Origin of the sequence: Anaerosolibacter carboniphilus (assembly GCF_014205875.1) — a bacterium.
In the GTDB taxonomy this organism is placed as follows: Bacteria; Bacillota; Clostridia; order Peptostreptococcales; family Thermotaleaceae; genus Anaerosolibacter; species Anaerosolibacter carboniphilus.
Genome location: NZ_JACHEN010000037.1, coordinates 35,253 through 53,978, shown reverse-complemented (window position 1 = coordinate 53,978; position 18,726 = coordinate 35,253). Strand labels below are relative to the sequence as shown.

Below are 18,726 nucleotides of genomic sequence, written 5' to 3'. Positions count from 1 at the left end.
TCATAAGTTTTTTTCTTACCCATAAGGACACCTCCATCTTACTTTTATTATACTAGCTTTGATGTGTGTCCATCAAATTGGGTAAAGGTCATATGTATTGGTTTAAGTGGATTAAATATGTCCATACAGAAGAGGAGATTGTAAAGAGCAAACAGTTATTAGTGCAGATACATACCCCTCTTCCTGATACAAGGTAGTTGACTTTATAATTAAGAGATTATATTAGCATAATGGTGAAAGACATAGCTATAGGATCGTACGATTATGCAGTATTGACATTGACGTTACGTTAACGATTATAATAACATTATATGAAAGATAATAGCGATGCCAACTAATAATCTTCATAATGAGGAGGAGTAAATGTTGAAAATAAATGATAAATTTGAAAAATCAGATTTATGCTCTGAATGCGGTGCTCCATTGGTTGACAATATGAACTGTTGGGAGCAATTAGATGGAATCATAGCATGGGAATATGATTACCCTGAACTCTTTGCTGAGCATTTTAAGACAGTAGCATGCTATAATTTGCAACATCCTGCTCAGTTTAGCGATGAAGCAATAGCAGGTTTGAAAACAGCTCTTATCGAACATTTAGATAAAGGTCTAAGCGTTGGGGAAATCAGAAGACGAAATGGGAAATTATATGAAGGTAATAGGCGGGTATTAAAGGATATAAGAGAAAGATGCCCAGTGCAACGAAAGTGGAAAATGACTATTTCGGATGTGTATATTCCTGATTGCCCCGAAAGAACTGCTGAACGAGTAAGAAAATGGGCTGTAACAATAAGGGAAGAGTTGTAACCAAACGTTCAAGTGGCTGTAACCTTATATAAATCAATAATCATGCGTACTTGTATCATTTTATAGCTAAAACACATGTGGAATGTGTTGTGAGGATTGAGAAAATATAACAGAGTAAACAATAAGGACTTCTTGATAATGAGAAGTCCTTATTGTTTACTCTGTTATATTGTGTCTCAGAACCGCCCCTTGTCATAATGACCATAATCTATATAATCTTCTACATGACAAGCCAAATTTAGATATGAATTCATTTGTGTTAGAGAGACATTGACGAGGAATCTTTTATTATGGGGACGTGCTTATGCTCAGAGTACTCGTGATGATATAGGAAAAGTGAATTACGACAAAACCAATCCTCATGGGTTCATAGGTTTGAGCAAGAAAAAATTGTTTATATTCTACTAAGGATGGAATGAATTAAATATGTAAATATATTTACTCAAACAATACATGGGGGAGATGATATGGATGAAAGGCAAATTTAAAAGGACGGATACTGCATTGCGAATCATAAAGGCATCACCATCAGCCATTTATCAGGCATTCATGGATCCGAAGGCACTCGTATTATGGCTTCCGCCAGAAGGGATGAAGGGACACATCGATGTATTCGAAGATCAAGTAGGTGGAACCTATCGAATGACACTCACCTATGTTGGTTCCGCACACATAGCTGGTAAAACTTCGGAAAACATCGACGTTGTTCAAGGTATATTTGTAGAGCTAGTCGAGGATAAACGGATTGTACAGCGGATAGAGTTCGAATCCGAGGATCCTGCTTTCTCTGGGGCGATGATCATGACTTGGAATCTAGTGACCGTCACTGACGGTACTGAAGTTACGGTAGTTTGCGAGAACGTGCCTGTAGGAATCCGGCAGGATGAGCACGAAGAAGGAATGGGATCTACATTGGAAAATCTCGCTCGTTTTCTTGAAGCAAAAGGTTCCTAAATAAGAATTCAATTTATAAGATAGTTTGATTTGTAATAATCTCGATAAGGAAAATAGGAAAACTACTTGTGGGTGGCGCGTCAAGGGCTTATTGAAGTTAAAGATACGAAAAATATTAAAACACCTGCCGCTAAGAGGTTACCAACATTAACCCTCATCTTTTTTATACCCTCAAGGCATGGTGAGGCCTAGTCCTAGCGGGTTTTTGTTCCTGGAATGCACTTGAAGGATTTTACTATTTGAGTAATAGAATTGAAAATAGCATAGTAATTTATGAAGTTTCGAACTTTCATTAGGAGGTTTTGTTATGGAAAAACAAAAGAGGGAGTTGTCTCCCGAACAACGTGAAGAACTACTCAGAGCGTTAAAAGTTCGTTTTGAGAAAAATATGAACCGCCATAAAGATCTCGAATGGACTAAAGTAGAAGCAAAGTTGGAAGGTACTACAGAAAAACTGTGGTCACTCAATGAAATGGAAAGAACTGGCGGTGAACCAGATGTTGTTGGTTTTGATAATAAGACGGGCGAATACATTTTTTATGATTGTTCAGCGGAAAGTCCTAAAGGACGCAGAAGTGTTTGTTACGACCGTGAAGCGCTGGAGTCAAGGAAAGAACATAAACCAGAAAATAACGCAGTTGATATGGCGGCTTCCATGGGTATTGAGCTTTTAACGGAAGAGCAATATCGAGAGCTACAGAAACTCGGAAATTTCGATACGAAAACATCAAGCTGGGTGAAAACACCTTTTAAGATTAGAGAACTCGGGGGCGCTATCTTTGCTGATTTTCGCTACGATAATGTCTTCGTGTATCATAACGGTGCAGAATCTTACTATGGTGCTAGGGGGTTCCGTGGCTCGCTAAGGGTTTGAACAAGGATTCATGGTGTCAGACACGACGTATAGACGGTTATTGAGTAACGAGGTAGCAATATGCTAACTGCAGCATACCACTCATGTTGAATGGGTTGTGAGGATAGAAAGGGAATAGGTTGAATCAAAGAGTTAGAAGGATTTTAAGTAAATTGTGAAGTGTGTTTTATTTTTCCTCAGACTACGGTTTGGGGGAATTTTTGTTTAGGGAGTCTACCCCTAGTGAATATTGAGATGATTTTTGTGTTAAGGTTTGGATTTTGCTGAAATTTATACTTGACTATGACGTAAGGTCATGGCATATCATATATTTATAATCAAGAGTTAAAATATTGGAGCTAATAGTTTAGTATTCATAGCAGATTATATTATATCCTGCATATTTAAATATTGCATGAATTATTTATAAGCAAACCGATATGTAGGAATTTTGAAGAAAGGAAATAACACATATGCACAAAACACTGATTGTTTATTATTCACTTTTCCAAAATACAAAGAACTTAGCGTTAGAAATAGCAAAACAGACTGGTGGCACTATAAGAGAATTAATTCCTAATAAGAATTATTCCTTTGATTATAATACTGCCGCTAAAGAAGTAAGGAATCAAATTACTCGAGGATTTTGTCCTGAACTAATTTCTGGAAATGAGTCCATAGATGATTATCAAACAATATTTATAGGTACACCTAACTGGTTTAAAACATTAGCCCCACCAGTTATGAGCTTTATTAAGCAACATGATTTTACAGGTAAAACGATAATTCCCTTCTGCACTCATGGAGGCGGTGGGTTTTGCAAAATTGAGAATGATATAGCTAGAGAGTGTTCAAAATCTCTCATTCTACCTGGTATTGCTGTAAATGGTATTGTTGCATCTGAAGAGGTTACAAAATGGCTTGAGACAATTGGATACGAATTATAGACAGGAGACAAGGATTTTAGAATGAAGAAACTATTTTTAACTATTAAAGATATTGTTCAGATAACAGGAATAACTCCAAGAACATTATATTATTACGATAAGATCAATCTATTAAAGCCGAGTCATAAGACAAAAAATGGTTATCGAGCTGATGATAGAAATGATTTAGAAAATATTCAAACGATTTTGTTTTTTAAGGAGATAGAGTTAACTTTAAAAGAAATATTCAATTTTGTGCAATAGGTTAAATTAAGAATGTGAGTTATAATAAAATTAAATAGTGATCAGTCTAAAATGAGATTGAAACGGAGTGTTTTTTGAGGAGGTAAACTATTATGTTAAATAGTGAATCAAGAAGAATAATTTTAGATTTGGCGGTGTCTTTGGACGGATTTATAGAGGGCCTAAATGGAGAAGTTGACTGGTGTATAATGGATACGGATATGGGTTTTAATGATTTTTTAAATGATATTGATACGATTCTATATGGACGTAAATCCTATGATTTATGGGGACAATACATCCCTGGGAATGATGCTTCTGCTATGGAAAGAGAAATTTGGGAATTGGTTCATAGTAAGAAGAAATATGTTTTCTCAAAAACGCTTACCAAGATAGACAAAAAAGTGATGATAATAAATGACAATATACCTGAAGAAGTAAATAAAATGAAGAATGAACCAGGCAAAGATATATGGCTCTATGGTGGAGCCAGTCTTATAACAACTTTCATAAACCTAGGACTTGTTGATGAGTATAGATTATCCGTTCATCCTGTCATTTTAGGAGCAGGTAAACCTCTGTTTGTTGACATAAAGCAGAGACTAGGGCTAAAACTTGTTAATACTAGGAGATTTTCTTCAGGTGTTGTGCAGCTTTGTTATCATCCTGCTGGGAAATAGTATGTCATTAGAGACGTTGTGTCTATGTGACTACTCGATGTGTGTTTCAATATGCTAACGGCAACACACCATGCACTGTAAGGCCGTAGCATTGGTGGCTAGGGAGTAGCTAAGAAGTTTAAAATCCTCTACTGAAATTTCTCAGTAGAGGATTTATTATGCAATAACTGCTAAAGTGCTGTACCTGGCACCATAAATTTCGATTGCCATCAGTAATATTCCCGGCAACTGGTAATTTACGTAATTGACCTTGGCTGCTCCGCCCGTTTGGATTGAACCCGCAAGCGAGCCGCCGAACACATAGGTAAACAGCAGCAGTATCATAATCGGTATGATCGCCATTAACGTATCCGCAACTAAACGGCAACGCTTTTTTAGATTTGCCGGCATGTATTGGGTTGCGACCAAACAACTCACTCCGTGCCCGCTTTCAGCGCCTCGCTCATGGATATTTTCGCGAGCTTCCTTCCGCACAACCGCTTGGTTATCTCGTACACCGCAAAGATTAACACGAAGCTGATCAGGACATACAGCGGGTTCACAATCATGGGTATCACCATATTGATCATCTCCGCGACATAACCGTACAAGTTGTTCCCGAAGGCCAGCATGAACGGCAGCCCCAGCCAGAAGCCGATAAACACCGCCGGCGTAGAACTATTCAGAATCAGCTTCGCCAGCTCTTTCTCGCGGTAGCCCAATACCTTGAGCAGAGAGATGGTGTTCCGGCTCTCGTCAATCATCAACGATGTCACAAGGAAGATAATAATGACCGCAATAAGCACGGCCAAGGCCGTTACAGACGCAACGATCAACGTCGTTGGCATGGCGAGGTCTTCAAACGCCTCGGGATCCCGCGCATCCATCACGCCGGCAAGCAGGCTTTCGTCAAAATCTAACTCACGGTTGCTAAGCACGGTACGGTAGCTTCCGAGAGGTTGACCGGTCATGCGGTTGAACTCGTCAAGGGGCATAAAAACATATTGCTCGCCGTAGGCTTCGATTATCCCATCGATTGTCAGGCTGTATGATTTTCCATCCAGCTTGTTTACAAAATGAATCGTGTCTCCTTTCTTGAGCTTCAGACGGCTGGCCAGGGGATAAGTGATATTTACCTGATCCCTGGACAGCTCAGTACCCCCTATGCCGTTCATCTTTATGCCGACGGAATCCGGCTCCATGCCTAACAGGTAAAATTCAACCGTTTCCCTGCCCTCGGGGTAGGCACGAAACGAGTTGTACGGCTCCGCGCCTTCGGGAATATCTCTATCCTGTAAATTCTGTACTTCCTTGAAGTTATATTCTATGGCATAATTGTATCTCTCCAAGGCGCCTCTGTTCATCACCAGATCCATCGAGTAGTTGAAGGTAAAACCATACAGTAGTACCATCGACGCGGCGCTCACCCCCAGCACTAAGAACAACAGACGCGGTATGCTCCGCACTTGTTCGCGTATCTGAAATTTGGTATTGAAACTATACCGATCCAGCCGGAGTGCACGTTCTATAAAATTCACCTTTGCTTTTTGCTCGTCGCCTTTCATCAGCTCAACAGCGGGTTTTTTGAGTATCTTGCGTATAATAAGAAAACTTGACAGACCGATAAAAGCCACCGGCATCAGCACGGCAAGCGCCAGGTTTAATGGAGAGAAGGTAATGCCTTTATCAGGCAGGATGTAATAAATCAGCATAGAATCAACAACGGGCCTTACACACGGCAGCGCAAGCAGTGTGCCGGCAAGACCTCCCGCCGCGGACAGCAACACAGGGATCGCCATATAGTGCCGGGTCAGTTCACGGCGGCGGTAGCCCTGCGCGTACAGCGTTCCGATGACTACGCCGTCGGACTTCACGATGCGCATGATCATCACGCCTACAATAAGACAGCTAAGAAGGAAAAAAGCCGTTGATACGGGAAAGCTCATGGACTTCATGCTGGAAATGTTCGACCAAGGCATACTGACGCGCTTGTTATTCTTGGCGTCCAGCCATTCGGAAAGGGAATACCCTTTTTCGCTTAAAAGCCCATGCAACTTCGCTGTCTGCGCGTTTAAATTTTCCCTGTCCTTAAAGCGCGCCCCATAGACCGTGACCGCCTCCGGGAACGCCTCGATATCCGCGCCGGAAACAATCCCGATGCCAAAACCGCTGGTTGGCAGCACATCGTAAAGGTTTTTGAGTATAAAAACGTAATTGGGTACCGCCATTGTACCTACTATATTGAAGGTTTTGCCGTTTAGCTCTATTTGACCGCCTATATTCAAGCCTTGCTTCTGACAAAAATACGGATCGAGCAAAATATCCCCCGGATTTTCAAGACCCCGTCCTGATAATACCGCCGGGATATTGATTTTGGAAGAAAGGCTGAGCAGCCGCAGCTCCCCGCCGGACAGTTTGACATCGTACTGCCGGTAAGCCTCTATCAGCGTGCCGGATTCGCCCTCCAGCGCCGCGATATCCTCAATGGGTATGTCTGTCGAAAATGTCAGGTCTTCCTGCCTGTATTCTTCGGCAAACCCGACGACCATTTTTTCGAGGTTATTTGCTACGCCTGTAGCCGCGATAAAATAAAAGCTTCCTAAAAGAATCAGAATAACGATACCGATATACCGCCCTTTGTTTTCCTTTATGATACGCCATAGGCGTTTTCGCAGTGCCATTACCATTCAATCCTTTCCGCCGGGATAATTTCGGAATTGTGCGTAACTTCCGCCACCTCGCCGCTTCTCAGCCTGAATACGGCGTGCGCCATACCAACGATGGCGCTGTTGTGGGTAATCATCAGGATGGTCGTGCCAAACTGCGCGTTTACTTTTTGGAGCAACGACAGCACGCCCCGCGAGGTCTCGAGGTCCAGCGCTCCGGTGGGCTCATCGCAGAGCAGGAGCTTTGGATTTTTGACGATGGCTCGTGCGATCGACACGCGCTGCTGCTCGCCGCCGGAGAGTTCCCGAGGGAAACGGTTCTTTTTGTCGGAAAGTCCGACAGCAGAAAGCACCTCGTCTGTTTTAAGCGGGTTTTTACTGATGTTCGACACAACCTCGATGTTTTCGGCTACCGTGAGGTTCGGCACAAGGTTGTAGAACTGGAAGACGAAGCCCAAGCTCCCCCGCCGGTATTCCACCAGTTGGCTGTCGTTTAAATCCGTAATACGCTCGCCGTCCACTTCGACCGTGCCGCCGTCGGCCCAGTCAACGCCGCCTATAATGTTCATCAGTGTAGATTTACCCGAACCGGAGGGGCCTAATATTACTCCGATTTGTCCTCTTTCCATCTCCAGGCCTACACCTTTGAGTACATGGGTAATAATCCCTGTGTTATAGCTTTTCGTAAGGTTTGATACTGATAAAAACATATTTAACACCCCATTCCTTTTTTTAGCAGCTCCAACATTTGACTAAGTTCATTATTTATGGTCTGCTCCATGACCCCAGTCATTTCAGGCTAAGGCCAATATATGAATACACCCAGCGCACCATAAAAGAAAGAACCGATAACTGTGAACAATCCCACATGTTATCGGCTCTGCGTCTTAGCGTCTGGCTCTTTGATAACTGACATATTCAGTTGTTTTACATGGATTATCGTTTCCTGTTTACACTTGGGACAAAATAACGGGAAGTTTTCAAGCACCGTATCAAAACGTATCTTGACCCGCGTTTTGTTGTCACAGACCGGACATAATAGCCACTCGTATTTATACATTCTACCATCCCTTTACTTGATGTTTTGTTAACTACTATCATTTTAATGCCTGAAAACATTAAGCTGATTTACGTTTATAAACCCGCATTGCGAATACATATGCAACAATCAATATGCCCAGGCACCATGCGAGCGCAAGCCATATATCATTACCAACCGGCTGATTAAACAATAACGCACGGATGGCTTCTACGATAGAGGTCACCGGCTGGTTTTCTGCAAAGGCACGCACTACGGACGGCATCGTCTCGGTCGGTACAAAAGCCGAGCTGATAAACGGCAGGAAGAGAAGGGGATAGGAAAACGCGCTCGCACCGTCCACTGTTTTTGCGGATAGTCCGGCAATTGCGGCGATCCAAGTTAAGGCCAGGGTAAACAGCGTGAGAATACCGGCTACGGCAAGCCATGGCAATATTCCTGCCGATGAACGGAAGCCCATAATGAGCGCTACGAGAATGATGACGACAACCGAAATCGCATTGGATACCAGTGAGGTCAGCACATGACCCCACAGCGCGGCCGAACGTGCAATCGGCATGGAGTGGAATCGTTCGAAGATGCCTCTTTGCATATCCATAAACAAGCGGAAAGCAGTATAGGCGATGCCGCTTGAAATCGCCATCAGCAGGATGCCGGGCAGCAGGTAATTCACATAGTTGTCCGTGCCAGTTTGAATCGCACCGCCGAACACATAGACAAACAGCAGCATAAACATGATCGGCATGATGGTGACCGTGATGATGGTATCCATGCTGCGGGAAATATGTCGCATGGAACGTCCAAGCATAACGCTCATATCGCTGAAAAAGTGTTTCTTGATCGTTTCCATTTACTTCTCCTCCTTTTTGCCGATGATTGCGAGGAATATCTCCTCCAATGTCGGCTGTTTTTCCACATACTCCACCTTTGCGGGCGGAAACAGGTTTTTTAGCTCCGCCAGCGTGCCGTTGGCAATAATCTTACCCTCATGCAGAATGGCAATTCGATCGGCAAGCTGTTCAGCCTCCTCCAAGTATTGCGTGGTCAAGAATACCGTCGTGCCGCCGTTAGCAAGTTCTTTGACAATCTTCCAAACCTCAATGCGCGCCTCGGGGTCAAGTCCGGTGGTCGGCTCGTCGAGGAAAATAAGCTGTGGTTTTCCGATAAGGCTCATGGCGATGTCCAACCTGCGGCGCATTCCGCCCGAATAAGTGGATACCCTACGACCGGAGGCCTCAGTCAAGCCGAAGCGGTTCAGTAAATCATCCGCGACCTGACGCGGATTGGTGAGGTGCCGCAGCTTGGCAATCATGATGAGATTTTCCCGCCCGGTCAAGATCTCGTCTACAGCAGCGAATTGCCCGGTCAGACTGATCGACTGCCGCACATAGTCGGGCTTTGCCCCAACGTCGAAGCCGTTGACGGTGGCAGTTCCGCTATCCTGTTTGAGCAGCGTGGTGAGGATTTTTACAATCGTCGTTTTGCCTGCACCGTTGGAGCCGAGCAGGGCGAAAATACTGCCTTTTTCCACCTCGAAATCCACGCCCTTTAGAACATGAAGTTTCTTGTAGGACTTTTGCAGCCCTTTCACTTGAATTGCTTTTTCCATCCCGATATCCCCCTTTTACTTTGTTTTATCCATAACCTTTTTCATGGCCTTATTAACTTCTTGGTCAACAGATTCTTGATAGATGTCGGCGTAAGTTTTTGAATCTTTGATCAGATCGTCGCAGAAAGCCGCTACGTCACTGCCCGTCACTTCGAGCACGCCTTTCCCCAAGGCCGCGCCCTCTTCAAAAAGATCGATAATCCCCGAGAGCAAATCTGTTCCGTCGGTTAGCTCAACAGGGCCGACCTTAAAGAGATATTTTTGAATCTCTTTATAAACAATTTGATAATCTTTCGGGAGCGCTTTGACACGCGCCACGTGTGCTCGCCACTTTTTTTTGCCTTCGATGATATCTTGTATTCTCATTTTATCCTCCTATTTACCTAATTTTTTTGCGATATTATTGTTGAGTTGCTCGCGCCACTTGTCGCGATAAGACTTTGCCCCTTCTTCGCCGGCCAGCGCTGAACAGAAGCCTTTGATATCGTCACCTAAAACCTCTTGGACACTCTGACCGTCTGCCGCTGTTTCTTCGAGCAGGCCAAGCACACCGTCAAGAATTGGCATGAGGTTGCGACCGGTGAAATCTGAGTGCTGCCAAAGATTGGCGGTAATTTTTTCCCATGCCGCTTGATAATCAGCCGGCAGCTTTTTGGCTCGCGATTCAAAAGTTTTCAATTTTTTAGTCATGTCGTTGCCCGTGATTTTTTCCCAAAAATTCATTATGTTTCCTCCTTTAACTCGTTAATTTTTGATGATACGAACTCCCATTTTTCCCAGAACTTCCGTAGTTCCTTGCGCCCCGCGTCGTTGAGCGCGAAAAACTTTCGCGGCGGTCCCATATCAGATGGCTTTTTCGTAATTTCCACCAGCTTGTTTTTCTCAAGCCGCACCAAGATGGTATAAACTGTCCCATCCACAATGTCTGTGAAGCCGAGAGCATTCAACCGCCGCGTTATGTCGTATCCGTAGGTTTCTCCGCGGCTTATAATTTCAAGGACGCAGCCCTCAAGTACGCCTTTGAGCATTTCCGTTAGATTTTCCAGCGTAACCCCTCCTCGCTATTCTGTATAACTAGTATGCAGTATTACTTACTACTAGTATATAGTAACACTGAGTAGTGTGGTTGTCAAGAGGTATATTTTTGAGGAAACAAAATATCTCCCTTTGTATTATGTGCAATCATTTCATTTTGATTACGAGAGCAGTACTCGGTATTAATTAATTGTCATACAGTCTGACTGTTCTTTGACACGTGTACAATGTCTATAAGCTTATACATGCTAACAGCAACACACCATACATCGTGAGGCCGTAGCATTGATAGAGCGGGTATAGAGTGTTTAGCATATTCCCCCAAAACTTAAGTTGTGGGGGAATTTTTTATTTATCCAGATTGGGTAAATATTTTGTCAATAGAAATGTTGGTAACAATATGATCCATAGTGCTGATAAGGGTAAGTCACATAAATGAGCATACCAGTTTAAATTCTATAGATTTAAGTATAGTTCTCGAAGATGATATGCTAGTATATAATTAAATAAAGTATAGTATAGTTGCTTTACAATACGAGCTGTCTATTAATCAAATGGAACTCAGTATGCGCAACGGGGGGGGGGGCCATATGAAGATAGGTATAATTGGAATTGGAGATATTGCCCAGAAAGCATATTTACCTGTAATGACAAAGAAAAAGGGCATTGATATCATCTTATGCTCCAGAAATGAAAATCAATTAAAAGAAGCCGCTGGCATTTATCGTGGGCTTGAATATGTAACCAATATCAAAGATTTGATTGCAGCAGGGATTGATGCGGCATTTGTTCATGCTGCCACGGAGGCACACTATAATATCTGTAGGGAACTGCTGGAAAGCGGAATCCATGTATATGTAGATAAACCGATTTCTTACCATATAAGCGAGGCACGAGAGCTCTTTAAACTGGCGAAGGAGAAGAACCGAATCTTCAGAGTTGGTTTTAATAGGCGGGAAGCGCCTCTGATAAGGAGTTTGAAGGAACTGGAGAAACCGGATGTGGTAATATGCCAGAAAAACAGGCTTAAATTACCGGTAGATATTAGAACTTTTATCTATGATGACTTCATACATGTAGTTGACACTCTACGTTATTTATCAGAGGATAACCTGATTAGTTATCAAGTCACAGGCAAAGTAGATAATGGCTTGTTATATTCGGTGGTACTTCAACTAATTGGATGTAAAGGTACAGCGATTGGGATTATGAATCGGGATTCTGGTAAAACTGAAGAGCGGCTGGAATTTATTTGTCCGGGAGAAAAACGTATCATAGAGGATCTGAATAATCTTACGATATATAAGGATGGCAAGGAAATAAGGCAAAAGTTTGGTGATTGGGAGCCGGTTCTTTACCGCAGGGGATTTGACCAGGTCACTGAACGCTTCCTGAACGATGTTAGAGAGATTCACGGTTATATCGAGCAGGATGAGGACAGTTTAGAAACCCATGAACTATGCGAAAAAATCGTGAAGCAGCTCATATCGGATTATGGTGTCAGGCACGACATTTAGATGGTTATTGAATCGGGTTTTATCATATGCTAACTAGAACACACCATCCATTGTGAGGCTGTAGACTTGGTGGTTAGGGAGTAGAATAAGAATATAAATCCTCTGATGGCGAATTTTCATCAGAGGATTTATTTGTGCAGCGAAAACCTTCGGTTCTACCGGGGGCCCAAAAAGCTTTAGATATGAGTAGAAAAAATAACCTCCTTTTGTAAGAATAGATACGGTTCGCCAACCAATCAAAAACAAAAGGAGGTATCCGAAATGGATAAGAACAGTTTAGCACATACCACATGGAATTGTAAATATCATGTAGTGTTCGTACCTAAATATAGAAGGAAAGCGATATTGGGAAAAAGTAAAGGACAAGCATAACTACACTAGAAAAGAAAAGTTGATATCAAGCCCCCTTGTCATGAATGTCGTGAATATTCATACAAATACACTGATAAAATATGCATAAAATGTATTGCAAGTTGCTACATGCTGTGCTATCCTAGGAAAGGTGCACTTAAGTCAAAGCAAAATGGAGGTTGCTAGTATTATGAGTAAATTCAAATTTGTATTTTTATCAATTATTGGATATATTTTCTTTCTCATGCCTTTTAATTTTCATGGTGAAAAGAAGATTGCTATTTCACATATAGTGAATTTTATTACAGGAAATATATATGATTTGTTTATAGGATTCACTATCCTATGTGCATGGCTTGTATTAATTTCGACTGTGCTTTTTACTTTTTATTCATCAAAGAATGATTTTATTAATTCTGTATTCAAAGCATCACCTTTGAATATTGTACTTAGAGTGGGTGGCTCATTCTTATATTTGATGGTGCTTAATTCTTGGTTTGAAAACTATGGTGTTGCAAGTATAATTTTAGATGGCAATACTGGTGGGCTTATGGCTGGAGAAGGAGGCCTTCTAACTACACTTTATATAACATTCTTTGTTGGTATAATTGCCCTTCCTTTATTAACACATTTTGGTTCTGTTGAATTTATAGGGATTTTATTAGGTTCTGTAGTTGAAAAGTTGTTCAAAGTTCCAGGATACTCAACGATCGATGCAATTGCATCCTTTGTTGGTGATGGTACCATTGGTATTGTGGTAACTGATACCCAGTATCAAAGAGGATACTATAACAGAAGAGAAGCCTATATTATTGCGACTAGTTTCTCTATTGTAGGTATTGCCTTTGCTTCTGCAGTGGCTGAAGAGTTAGGATTCTCACATATTTTCCCAATATTTTATGGATCTATTGCATTAGTAACGGTCATATTGGCTTTCATTGCAGCTCGAATGCCGCTTAAGAAATTTAAACCGACGTATTATGAAGGGGTGACCCCTAATAAGATTGAAATTCCAGCAGGTAAAACTGCTTTACAACATGCATATGAGTCTGCAATAAAACAAGCAGATAGTGTCAAAATTGGAGAAGCCTTGGTGCAATCTCTTAAGAGTATTCTTAATGTATATGTTGGTTTTTTACCCGTCATTATGATGGTAGGAACGTTAGCTTTAATTGTTGCAGAATATACTGAGTTTTTTAATATCATAAGCACACCACTGGTGTTTATTTATACTATGATAGGTTACAGTAAAGAAGTGGCAGCAATGATGGCACCAGCATCGGTTGCTGGATTTGCCGATATGTACTTACCAGCATTGTTTATCAGCGAATCAGCTTCTGAAAGCTCAAGATTTCTTGTTGGTGTACTTGCATTTACTCAGTTGGTATTTATGTCTGAAACCGGAATGGTTTTAGTTAAAAGTAAAATTGGTTTGAATTTTTGGGATGTAATCAAATTATTCATTTTTAGAACCGCGTTATCATTGCCGATATTAGTAATTATAACAAATGTCTTGTCTTATTTAGATGTTATATCTTTTTAAATAATAATATATAAAAGGAGCCATTGCAGTTGAAGCAAGGCTCTTTTTTCAAAAGAAAATTAAGTGAGTTCATCCAATAAAATAGGATAAATATAAAAATATAGTGAAAATGAAAATGTATAGATTTAGAATATAAAAGGGAGGCAAATATGAAACCAGAATTAGCAAATATTAAAATTGGTCAGCCTGCATATAGAGCGTTAAAAAATGCGGGAATTGAAAGTCTAGATCAGCTAACCCAGTATAGAGAAACTGAACTGTTGGCTCTACATGGGTTTGGACCTAAAGCTTTAGGGATTTTAAAAAGTATTCTTGCTGAATATAGTCTTTCTTTCAAGGAAGAGGAGTAAGTGATATAATTTGTAAGGTATCAAAGTCGTTCAATTGCAAAATAAAATAAATAAGTATGCTAACTGCAACACACCATGCATGCGGAGACTGTTTGCTTAGCAAGGCAGACGCATAATAGAGATGGTACTTTCATTAAAAAGCATTGCATGAAGATTTGAATTGAGTCTTCAGAAGGATTAATTAGAGGAGGATAGGTTATGAAGATTTCAAAGAAAGATGCGTTGATATGGTTTGAATTGTTTTCACTAATGCCTGAGGAAGAGGAAATGAGTGCAAAACATGAAGAAATCATTTACTCTACCTTTGCACAAATTGAGGCAGCGATCGATCATAGAAATGATACGTTAATATCGAAAATTAGAAGTTTGAAAACTTTGGAGAATAGAACTTTTTTTGTGGGAAATGAAAACAAATTCCCAAATGGATGTCGTTCTTGTTTGTTGGGCACTGGCTTGAGTGCAATTAGAAAAACGAACAAATGTAACATAGAGTGTAAGTTCTGTTATAACTATGGAGAACTAGAAGATATTCCTCCAGTTGGCGAAGGTATGTGGGAAATTGGAGGCACTAAATTTTATGAGAAAGATATTGATTTGCTTCTTTCCATCCACCAGAAACCCTCTGGCATTTCCTATGTTTATTTAGAGCCATTCATGGAAATTGAAAAGTACTATTCGGTTATAAAGAAATTTAGTGATGCGAGGATTCATCAACATTTATATACAAATGGAATTTTAGCTACGGAAGAGACATTGAAAGCATTAGGTGAAGCCGGTCTTAACGAGATACGTTTCAACTTGGGTGCTTCTAAGTGTTCAGACAAAGTTATTGAAAATATTGGCATAGCTAAAAAATATATTGAAAATGTAGGTATTGAAACTCCAATGACTCCTGAGTTTTTCGAAGCATTTTTTAAGAAAAAGCAAGCGATCTTAGAGACAAAACTCGATTTTATCAATTGTGCAGAATTACATTTAAATGAAAATAACATAGACAATTATTATGGGGAAAACATGTATATTTCCAGACACGGCTATATATCTCCGATTTGGAGTAGGGAATTAACTCTGGAATTCATGAAAAAAGCCGATGAAGAAAACTGGGATTTAGCGGTTCATGATTGCTCAAACTATACAAAATTTGCTAGAGGTTTAAATTTGAGTAGCAAAGCGGGTATGTGGTTCGGAGCCAGTAATTATGCCTGTGAGTTTTCTAGGATTCCATACGAAGTATTTTTACCAATTCTGCGTGATGACAATTTCAAATTTTTAAGTGAAGAAGAATTGCCTGACGAATATAAACCAGTAGAGATGAATTATTAGAGTGATATGGATCCTTCTATTGATAGTCAATTTTGTGTAGGTTTAGAGAAATTTGCTTATATCGCATAAACGATACTCTTGGTTAGGGAGCTATTGACTCCCCAGTAATGAATGGAATGCCTTACATTATATATGTAGGGCAATTTTTTTTATAACACAATAGGAAATAATGGTTATAAAATATTTTCGAGGCGTCCTTGACCACCCTGGTCATTAGTTGTATAATAAGTTATGACCAGAGTGGTCATCTGATTGTGCTATATTTAAGAAATGAGGTGGTTAGCATCTATTCGAAATTTTATAGTTTAGAACCAGAGAAACGAGAACGGATTATTAATGCAGCGCTTAAAGAGTTTGCACGAAATGGTTATGAAAAGGCTTCCACAAACGAGATTATAAAAGAAGCAGAAATATCTAAAGGATCATTATTCAACTATTTTAATAGTAAAAAAGAATTATATTTGTTTCTACTTGATTATGTGGTTGAGGTGATTGATCAAATCTACGATGAAATAGATTGGAATGAAAGAGATTTTTTAGAAAGAATGAGACAATTCGGATTAGTTAAATTTAAAATTTACAAAGAATTTCCACAAGCATTTAATTTTCTAAAGGCTGTAGCTCGTGAGGATGCTGCTGAAGTGAAGTCTGAAATCGATAAAATCGGTAAACATTCCATCGCAAGCGGTTTGGAAAGAGGTTATCAAAATATTGATTGGACAAAGTTCCGTGAAGATATTAATCGTGAAAAAATGATTAATATAATTAACTGGACCATACTAAGTTTTGCCGAACAGAAATGGGATCAAGTTAATTCCATTGAAGATGCCAGCTTGGAAGTGCTTAATGAATGGAATGAATATTTTGACATAATGAAACGTTGTTTTTATAAAAAGGAAGAACAATAATATGTTTATTGATATTTCGAACTTGAAGAAAAGCTACACATCAGGCGTGGTTAAAACTGAAGTTTTGAAGGGAATCGAGATGAAGCTTAAGGAGGGAGAAATCGGTGTTATTCTCGGGCCATCAGGTTCAAGAAAATCCACGCTTATGAATATCATCGGGGGCATTGACCGCGGCGACAGCGGCTCTGTCTCTGTTGACGGGGTCGAGATAAGCGATTTGAACAACTGTTGGAACTTTTAAAAGAAAGGAATGGGATTATGAGCGTAATTGAACTTAAAAATCTAACAAAATTTTATGGAAGTCAGCGAGGGATAGAGAACGTCAGCTTTAATGTTGAACAAGGCGAGGTTCTTGGATTTATCGGGCCAAACGGAGCCGGAAAATCTACGACTATTCGCACATTGCTTGCCCTGATACATCCAACATCCGGGAGCGCGTCAATCTTTGGCAAAGATTGTATCAAAGAAGCGGCGGAAATAGCGAAAGACGTGGGGTATCTGCCCAGTGAAACAGCTTACTATGACAACATGACGGTTCGTGAACTTGTGGGGTATGCGGCTGATTTATATGGCAAAAACTTTGATGATAAAATAGCGGAGCTGTCCAAACGTCTGAATTTGGACTTATCGCGCAAAATCGCGGATTTGTCTTTGGGTAACAAAAAGAAAGTGGGTATTGTGTGCGCGCTGCTTCATTCCCCCAAACTTATCATATTAGACGAACCCACAAGCGGTTTAGACCCACTTGTTCAGCAAGAGTTTTTCGATATTTTGAAAGAAGAAAACGCAAAGGGCGCGACTATTTTCTTTTCATCTCACGTTCTGTCTGAGGTGCAAAAAATCTGCGACCGCGTGGCTATTGTTAAAGACGGTAAGATTATCGGCATTAAAAAAATCAGCGAATTGCGCGCGAATAGTCATAAAAAGATTAGCGTAGCGGCGGATGTGATACCGGACGGACATTTTGATATGCAGGGCGTGACAAACTACAAGCAGGAGGGAAAAAGCGCAACGTTTATGTATATGGGAAATGTTGCTGATGTTTTGAAAAAAATGTCTGCTTTGAATGTTTACGATGTTTTTATTGAAGAGCCGACTTTAGAAGAAATTTTCATGCACTATTACAAGTAGAAGGAGGTTCAAAATGACTATTTTTAAATACGAACTGAAACAATTAAAGAAAAATATCATTATATGGGCGTTATCTATGGGAGGGTTAATCTTCCTGATGCTCCCGGTTTACATTGGTTTTTCTTCAAGTGGCAATATAACAATGATTGATGCGATGCGAAACAATCCTTTGCTTGATGTTTTGGGCGTAAGTGCCTCGTTCATAACTACCCCCATTGGTATGCTTAGCTTTTTGGGCAGCTTTGCTATGACGGCGGCGGCGATTCACGGAATGAGCATAGCCTTTTCATCGCACACAAAGGAATATACAAGCAAATCAGCGGAATTTTTGCTGACCAAACCACATTCGCGAGGTGAAGTTTTTTGGGGAAAGTTTTTCGCTTGCGTGGTTGATAGCTTGATTGTGGGAGCCGCTTATATAATAGGGGCGGCTTTAGCGTTATTGACGATTAAAGATATAAGCATTGATTGGTGGTCTTTCATATTGATTGCGAAAACGTTAGTATTGGTAGAGTTAATGTTCGTAGTTTTCGGCACCGTAGCGGGAACGTTTTTCTCGAATGTACGCACGCCTGTTCTTATATCTTCATGCGTTATGCTTGCGCTGTTTTGCCTGAGCACAATGTCTAAAAAGATAAATCTGCCGATATTAGGATATTTAACCCCATTTGCATTTTTTAGTCCCATAGATATAGTTGAAACGAGATTTTATGAGTGGAATTTTGTGGTGTGGTATGTTGTGCTTGGCGCAGGATTACTGCTAATCAGCTATAAAAAATTCCTCAAAAAAGATATTGTGTTTGGAGGTTGAA

Annotated in this window: 23 protein-coding genes and 1 pseudogene; 15 read left to right on the top strand and 9 right to left on the bottom strand. The window is 40.6% G+C overall.

Features of this window, described 5'->3' with window-relative positions; translation table 11 throughout:
• The first annotated feature begins 363 nt into the window (after nucleotides 1-363).
• The 6 genes from HNQ80_RS22215 to HNQ80_RS22190 all read left to right on the top strand — a co-directional run bounded on the left by HNQ80_RS22215 (nucleotide 364) and on the right by HNQ80_RS22190 (nucleotide 4,463).
• The gene (locus HNQ80_RS22215; protein WP_184312875.1) at nucleotides 364-807 is read left to right on the top strand and encodes a DUF5946 family protein; all 444 of its coding nucleotides are present in this window, start codon (nucleotides 364-366) and stop codon (nucleotides 805-807) included.
• A gap of 471 nt (nucleotides 808-1,278) precedes the next feature.
• Entirely contained in the window at nucleotides 1,279-1,761 is a 483-nt protein-coding gene (locus HNQ80_RS22210; RefSeq protein WP_207727151.1) for an SRPBCC domain-containing protein, read from the top strand.
• A 307-nt stretch (nucleotides 1,762-2,068) separates the two neighbouring features.
• The gene (locus tag HNQ80_RS22205) at nucleotides 2,069-2,635 is read left to right on the top strand and encodes a DUF4256 domain-containing protein (protein ID WP_184312873.1); all 567 of its coding nucleotides are present in this window, start codon (nucleotides 2,069-2,071) and stop codon (nucleotides 2,633-2,635) included.
• Between the two features lie 452 nt (nucleotides 2,636-3,087).
• Complete coding sequence (locus HNQ80_RS22200) at nucleotides 3,088-3,561, top strand: flavodoxin (protein WP_184312872.1); 474 nt, start codon at nucleotides 3,088-3,090, stop codon at nucleotides 3,559-3,561.
• A 21-nt stretch (nucleotides 3,562-3,582) separates the two neighbouring features.
• Nucleotides 3,583-3,804 carry a MerR family transcriptional regulator gene (locus tag HNQ80_RS22195; RefSeq protein WP_184312871.1) on the top strand — a complete coding sequence of 74 codons (222 nt, stop codon included), beginning with the start codon at nucleotides 3,583-3,585 and terminating at the stop codon, nucleotides 3,802-3,804.
• Nucleotides 3,805-3,896: 92 nt separating this feature from the next.
• The gene (locus HNQ80_RS22190; RefSeq protein WP_184312870.1) at nucleotides 3,897-4,463 is read left to right on the top strand and encodes a dihydrofolate reductase family protein; all 567 of its coding nucleotides are present in this window, start codon (nucleotides 3,897-3,899) and stop codon (nucleotides 4,461-4,463) included.
• A 156-nt stretch (nucleotides 4,464-4,619) separates the two neighbouring features.
• Here the strand turns inward: HNQ80_RS22190 and HNQ80_RS22185 are convergent, their stop codons facing one another.
• The 9 genes from HNQ80_RS22185 to HNQ80_RS22145 form a co-directional block, all read right to left on the bottom strand.
• Nucleotides 4,620-4,853: a hypothetical protein gene (locus HNQ80_RS22185; protein WP_207727155.1), complete on the bottom strand. Its 234-nt coding sequence runs from the start codon at nucleotides 4,851-4,853 to the stop codon at nucleotides 4,620-4,622.
• A gap of 23 nt (nucleotides 4,854-4,876) precedes the next feature.
• Nucleotides 4,877-7,123 carry an ABC transporter permease gene (locus HNQ80_RS22180; protein ID WP_184312869.1) on the bottom strand — a complete coding sequence of 749 codons (2,247 nt, stop codon included), beginning with the start codon at nucleotides 7,121-7,123 and terminating at the stop codon, nucleotides 4,877-4,879.
• Entirely contained in the window at nucleotides 7,123-7,818 is a 696-nt protein-coding gene (locus HNQ80_RS22175) for an ABC transporter ATP-binding protein (RefSeq protein ID WP_184312868.1), read from the bottom strand. Before HNQ80_RS22175 ends, HNQ80_RS22180 begins: the two co-directional genes overlap by 1 nt.
• A 161-nt stretch (nucleotides 7,819-7,979) precedes the next feature.
• Nucleotides 7,980-8,168: a cysteine-rich KTR domain-containing protein gene (locus tag HNQ80_RS22170; protein WP_184312867.1), complete on the bottom strand. Its 189-nt coding sequence runs from the start codon at nucleotides 8,166-8,168 to the stop codon at nucleotides 7,980-7,982.
• Between the two features lie 58 nt (nucleotides 8,169-8,226).
• A complete protein-coding gene (locus tag HNQ80_RS22165) occupies nucleotides 8,227-8,997 on the bottom strand; it encodes an ABC transporter permease (protein ID WP_184312866.1) in 771 nt (256 codons plus the stop codon).
• Nucleotides 8,998-9,756, bottom strand: a complete 759-nt coding sequence (locus tag HNQ80_RS22160) for an ABC transporter ATP-binding protein (protein WP_184312865.1) — start codon at nucleotides 9,754-9,756, stop codon at nucleotides 8,998-9,000.
• 15 nt (nucleotides 9,757-9,771) lie between these two features.
• Nucleotides 9,772-10,122: a DUF1048 domain-containing protein gene (locus HNQ80_RS22155; RefSeq protein ID WP_184312864.1), complete on the bottom strand. Its 351-nt coding sequence runs from the start codon at nucleotides 10,120-10,122 to the stop codon at nucleotides 9,772-9,774.
• Between the two features lie 9 nt (nucleotides 10,123-10,131).
• A complete protein-coding gene (locus HNQ80_RS22150) occupies nucleotides 10,132-10,479 on the bottom strand; it encodes a DUF1048 domain-containing protein (protein ID WP_184312863.1) in 348 nt (115 codons plus the stop codon).
• Complete coding sequence (locus tag HNQ80_RS22145) at nucleotides 10,479-10,784, bottom strand: PadR family transcriptional regulator (protein WP_184312862.1); 306 nt, start codon at nucleotides 10,782-10,784, stop codon at nucleotides 10,479-10,481. Before HNQ80_RS22145 ends, HNQ80_RS22150 begins: the two co-directional genes overlap by 1 nt.
• A 597-nt stretch (nucleotides 10,785-11,381) precedes the next feature.
• Here HNQ80_RS22145 and HNQ80_RS22140 point away from each other — a divergent pair.
• The 9 genes and pseudogenes from HNQ80_RS22140 to HNQ80_RS22100 all read left to right on the top strand — a co-directional run bounded on the left by HNQ80_RS22140 (nucleotide 11,382) and on the right by HNQ80_RS22100 (nucleotide 18,725).
• On the top strand, nucleotides 11,382-12,308 hold the full coding sequence (locus tag HNQ80_RS22140; protein WP_184312861.1) for a Gfo/Idh/MocA family protein: 927 nt from the start codon (nucleotides 11,382-11,384) through the stop codon (nucleotides 12,306-12,308).
• A 261-nt stretch (nucleotides 12,309-12,569) separates the two neighbouring features.
• Nucleotides 12,570-12,668 (top strand): annotated as a pseudogene (locus tag HNQ80_RS22135) (transposase); the annotation flags it as partial.
• Between the two features lie 181 nt (nucleotides 12,669-12,849).
• Nucleotides 12,850-14,202 carry a YjiH family protein gene (locus tag HNQ80_RS26785; RefSeq protein ID WP_243183497.1) on the top strand — a complete coding sequence of 451 codons (1,353 nt, stop codon included), beginning with the start codon at nucleotides 12,850-12,852 and terminating at the stop codon, nucleotides 14,200-14,202.
• Nucleotides 14,203-14,351: 149 nt separating this feature from the next.
• The gene (locus HNQ80_RS22125; protein ID WP_184312860.1) at nucleotides 14,352-14,552 is read left to right on the top strand and encodes a DNA-directed RNA polymerase subunit alpha C-terminal domain-containing protein; all 201 of its coding nucleotides are present in this window, start codon (nucleotides 14,352-14,354) and stop codon (nucleotides 14,550-14,552) included.
• Between the two features lie 198 nt (nucleotides 14,553-14,750).
• Nucleotides 14,751-15,875, top strand: a complete 1,125-nt coding sequence (locus HNQ80_RS22120; protein WP_184312859.1) for a radical SAM protein — start codon at nucleotides 14,751-14,753, stop codon at nucleotides 15,873-15,875.
• 275 nt (nucleotides 15,876-16,150) lie between these two features.
• The gene (locus HNQ80_RS22115; RefSeq protein ID WP_184312877.1) at nucleotides 16,151-16,783 is read left to right on the top strand and encodes a TetR/AcrR family transcriptional regulator; all 633 of its coding nucleotides are present in this window, start codon (nucleotides 16,151-16,153) and stop codon (nucleotides 16,781-16,783) included.
• 1 nt (nucleotide 16,784) lies between these two features.
• Nucleotides 16,785-17,024 carry an ATP-binding cassette domain-containing protein gene (locus HNQ80_RS22110; RefSeq protein WP_184312858.1) on the top strand — a complete coding sequence of 80 codons (240 nt, stop codon included), beginning with the start codon at nucleotides 16,785-16,787 and terminating at the stop codon, nucleotides 17,022-17,024.
• A gap of 17 nt (nucleotides 17,025-17,041) precedes the next feature.
• A complete protein-coding gene (locus HNQ80_RS22105) occupies nucleotides 17,042-17,914 on the top strand; it encodes an ABC transporter ATP-binding protein (RefSeq protein ID WP_184312857.1) in 873 nt (290 codons plus the stop codon).
• A gap of 13 nt (nucleotides 17,915-17,927) precedes the next feature.
• On the top strand, nucleotides 17,928-18,725 hold the full coding sequence (locus HNQ80_RS22100) for an ABC transporter permease subunit (RefSeq protein ID WP_184312856.1): 798 nt from the start codon (nucleotides 17,928-17,930) through the stop codon (nucleotides 18,723-18,725).
• The last annotated feature ends 1 nt before the right edge of the window (nucleotide 18,726 follow it).

Excerpts from the sequence above, each read along its gene's own strand:
- HNQ80_RS22215 (WP_184312875.1), top strand. The coding sequence starts at position 364 with ATGTTGAAAATAAATGATAAATTTGAAAAATCAGATTTATGCTCTGAA.
- HNQ80_RS22210 (WP_207727151.1), top strand. The coding sequence starts at position 1,279 with ATGAAAGGCAAATTTAAAAGGACGGATACTGCATTGCGAATCATAAAG.
- HNQ80_RS22205 (WP_184312873.1), top strand. The coding sequence starts at position 2,069 with ATGGAAAAACAAAAGAGGGAGTTGTCTCCCGAACAACGTGAAGAACTA.
- HNQ80_RS22200 (WP_184312872.1), top strand. The coding sequence starts at position 3,088 with ATGCACAAAACACTGATTGTTTATTATTCACTTTTCCAAAATACAAAG.
- HNQ80_RS22195 (WP_184312871.1), top strand. The coding sequence starts at position 3,583 with ATGAAGAAACTATTTTTAACTATTAAAGATATTGTTCAGATAACAGGA.
- HNQ80_RS22190 (WP_184312870.1), top strand. The coding sequence starts at position 3,897 with ATGTTAAATAGTGAATCAAGAAGAATAATTTTAGATTTGGCGGTGTCT.
- HNQ80_RS22185 (WP_207727155.1), bottom strand. The coding sequence starts at position 4,853 with ATGCCGGCAAATCTAAAAAAGCGTTGCCGTTTAGTTGCGGATACGTTA.
- HNQ80_RS22180 (WP_184312869.1), bottom strand. The coding sequence starts at position 7,123 with ATGGCACTGCGAAAACGCCTATGGCGTATCATAAAGGAAAACAAAGGG.
- HNQ80_RS22175 (WP_184312868.1), bottom strand. The coding sequence starts at position 7,818 with ATGTTTTTATCAGTATCAAACCTTACGAAAAGCTATAACACAGGGATT.
- HNQ80_RS22170 (WP_184312867.1), bottom strand. The coding sequence starts at position 8,168 with ATGTATAAATACGAGTGGCTATTATGTCCGGTCTGTGACAACAAAACG.
- HNQ80_RS22165 (WP_184312866.1), bottom strand. The coding sequence starts at position 8,997 with ATGGAAACGATCAAGAAACACTTTTTCAGCGATATGAGCGTTATGCTT.
- HNQ80_RS22160 (WP_184312865.1), bottom strand. The coding sequence starts at position 9,756 with ATGGAAAAAGCAATTCAAGTGAAAGGGCTGCAAAAGTCCTACAAGAAA.
- HNQ80_RS22155 (WP_184312864.1), bottom strand. The coding sequence starts at position 10,122 with ATGAGAATACAAGATATCATCGAAGGCAAAAAAAAGTGGCGAGCACAC.
- HNQ80_RS22150 (WP_184312863.1), bottom strand. The coding sequence starts at position 10,479 with ATGAATTTTTGGGAAAAAATCACGGGCAACGACATGACTAAAAAATTG.
- HNQ80_RS22145 (WP_184312862.1), bottom strand. The coding sequence starts at position 10,784 with ATGCTCAAAGGCGTACTTGAGGGCTGCGTCCTTGAAATTATAAGCCGC.
- HNQ80_RS22140 (WP_184312861.1), top strand. The coding sequence starts at position 11,382 with ATGAAGATAGGTATAATTGGAATTGGAGATATTGCCCAGAAAGCATAT.
- HNQ80_RS26785 (WP_243183497.1), top strand. The coding sequence starts at position 12,850 with ATGAGTAAATTCAAATTTGTATTTTTATCAATTATTGGATATATTTTC.
- HNQ80_RS22125 (WP_184312860.1), top strand. The coding sequence starts at position 14,352 with ATGAAACCAGAATTAGCAAATATTAAAATTGGTCAGCCTGCATATAGA.
- HNQ80_RS22120 (WP_184312859.1), top strand. The coding sequence starts at position 14,751 with ATGAAGATTTCAAAGAAAGATGCGTTGATATGGTTTGAATTGTTTTCA.
- HNQ80_RS22110 (WP_184312858.1), top strand. The coding sequence starts at position 16,785 with ATGTTTATTGATATTTCGAACTTGAAGAAAAGCTACACATCAGGCGTG.
- HNQ80_RS22105 (WP_184312857.1), top strand. The coding sequence starts at position 17,042 with ATGAGCGTAATTGAACTTAAAAATCTAACAAAATTTTATGGAAGTCAG.
- HNQ80_RS22100 (WP_184312856.1), top strand. The coding sequence starts at position 17,928 with ATGACTATTTTTAAATACGAACTGAAACAATTAAAGAAAAATATCATT.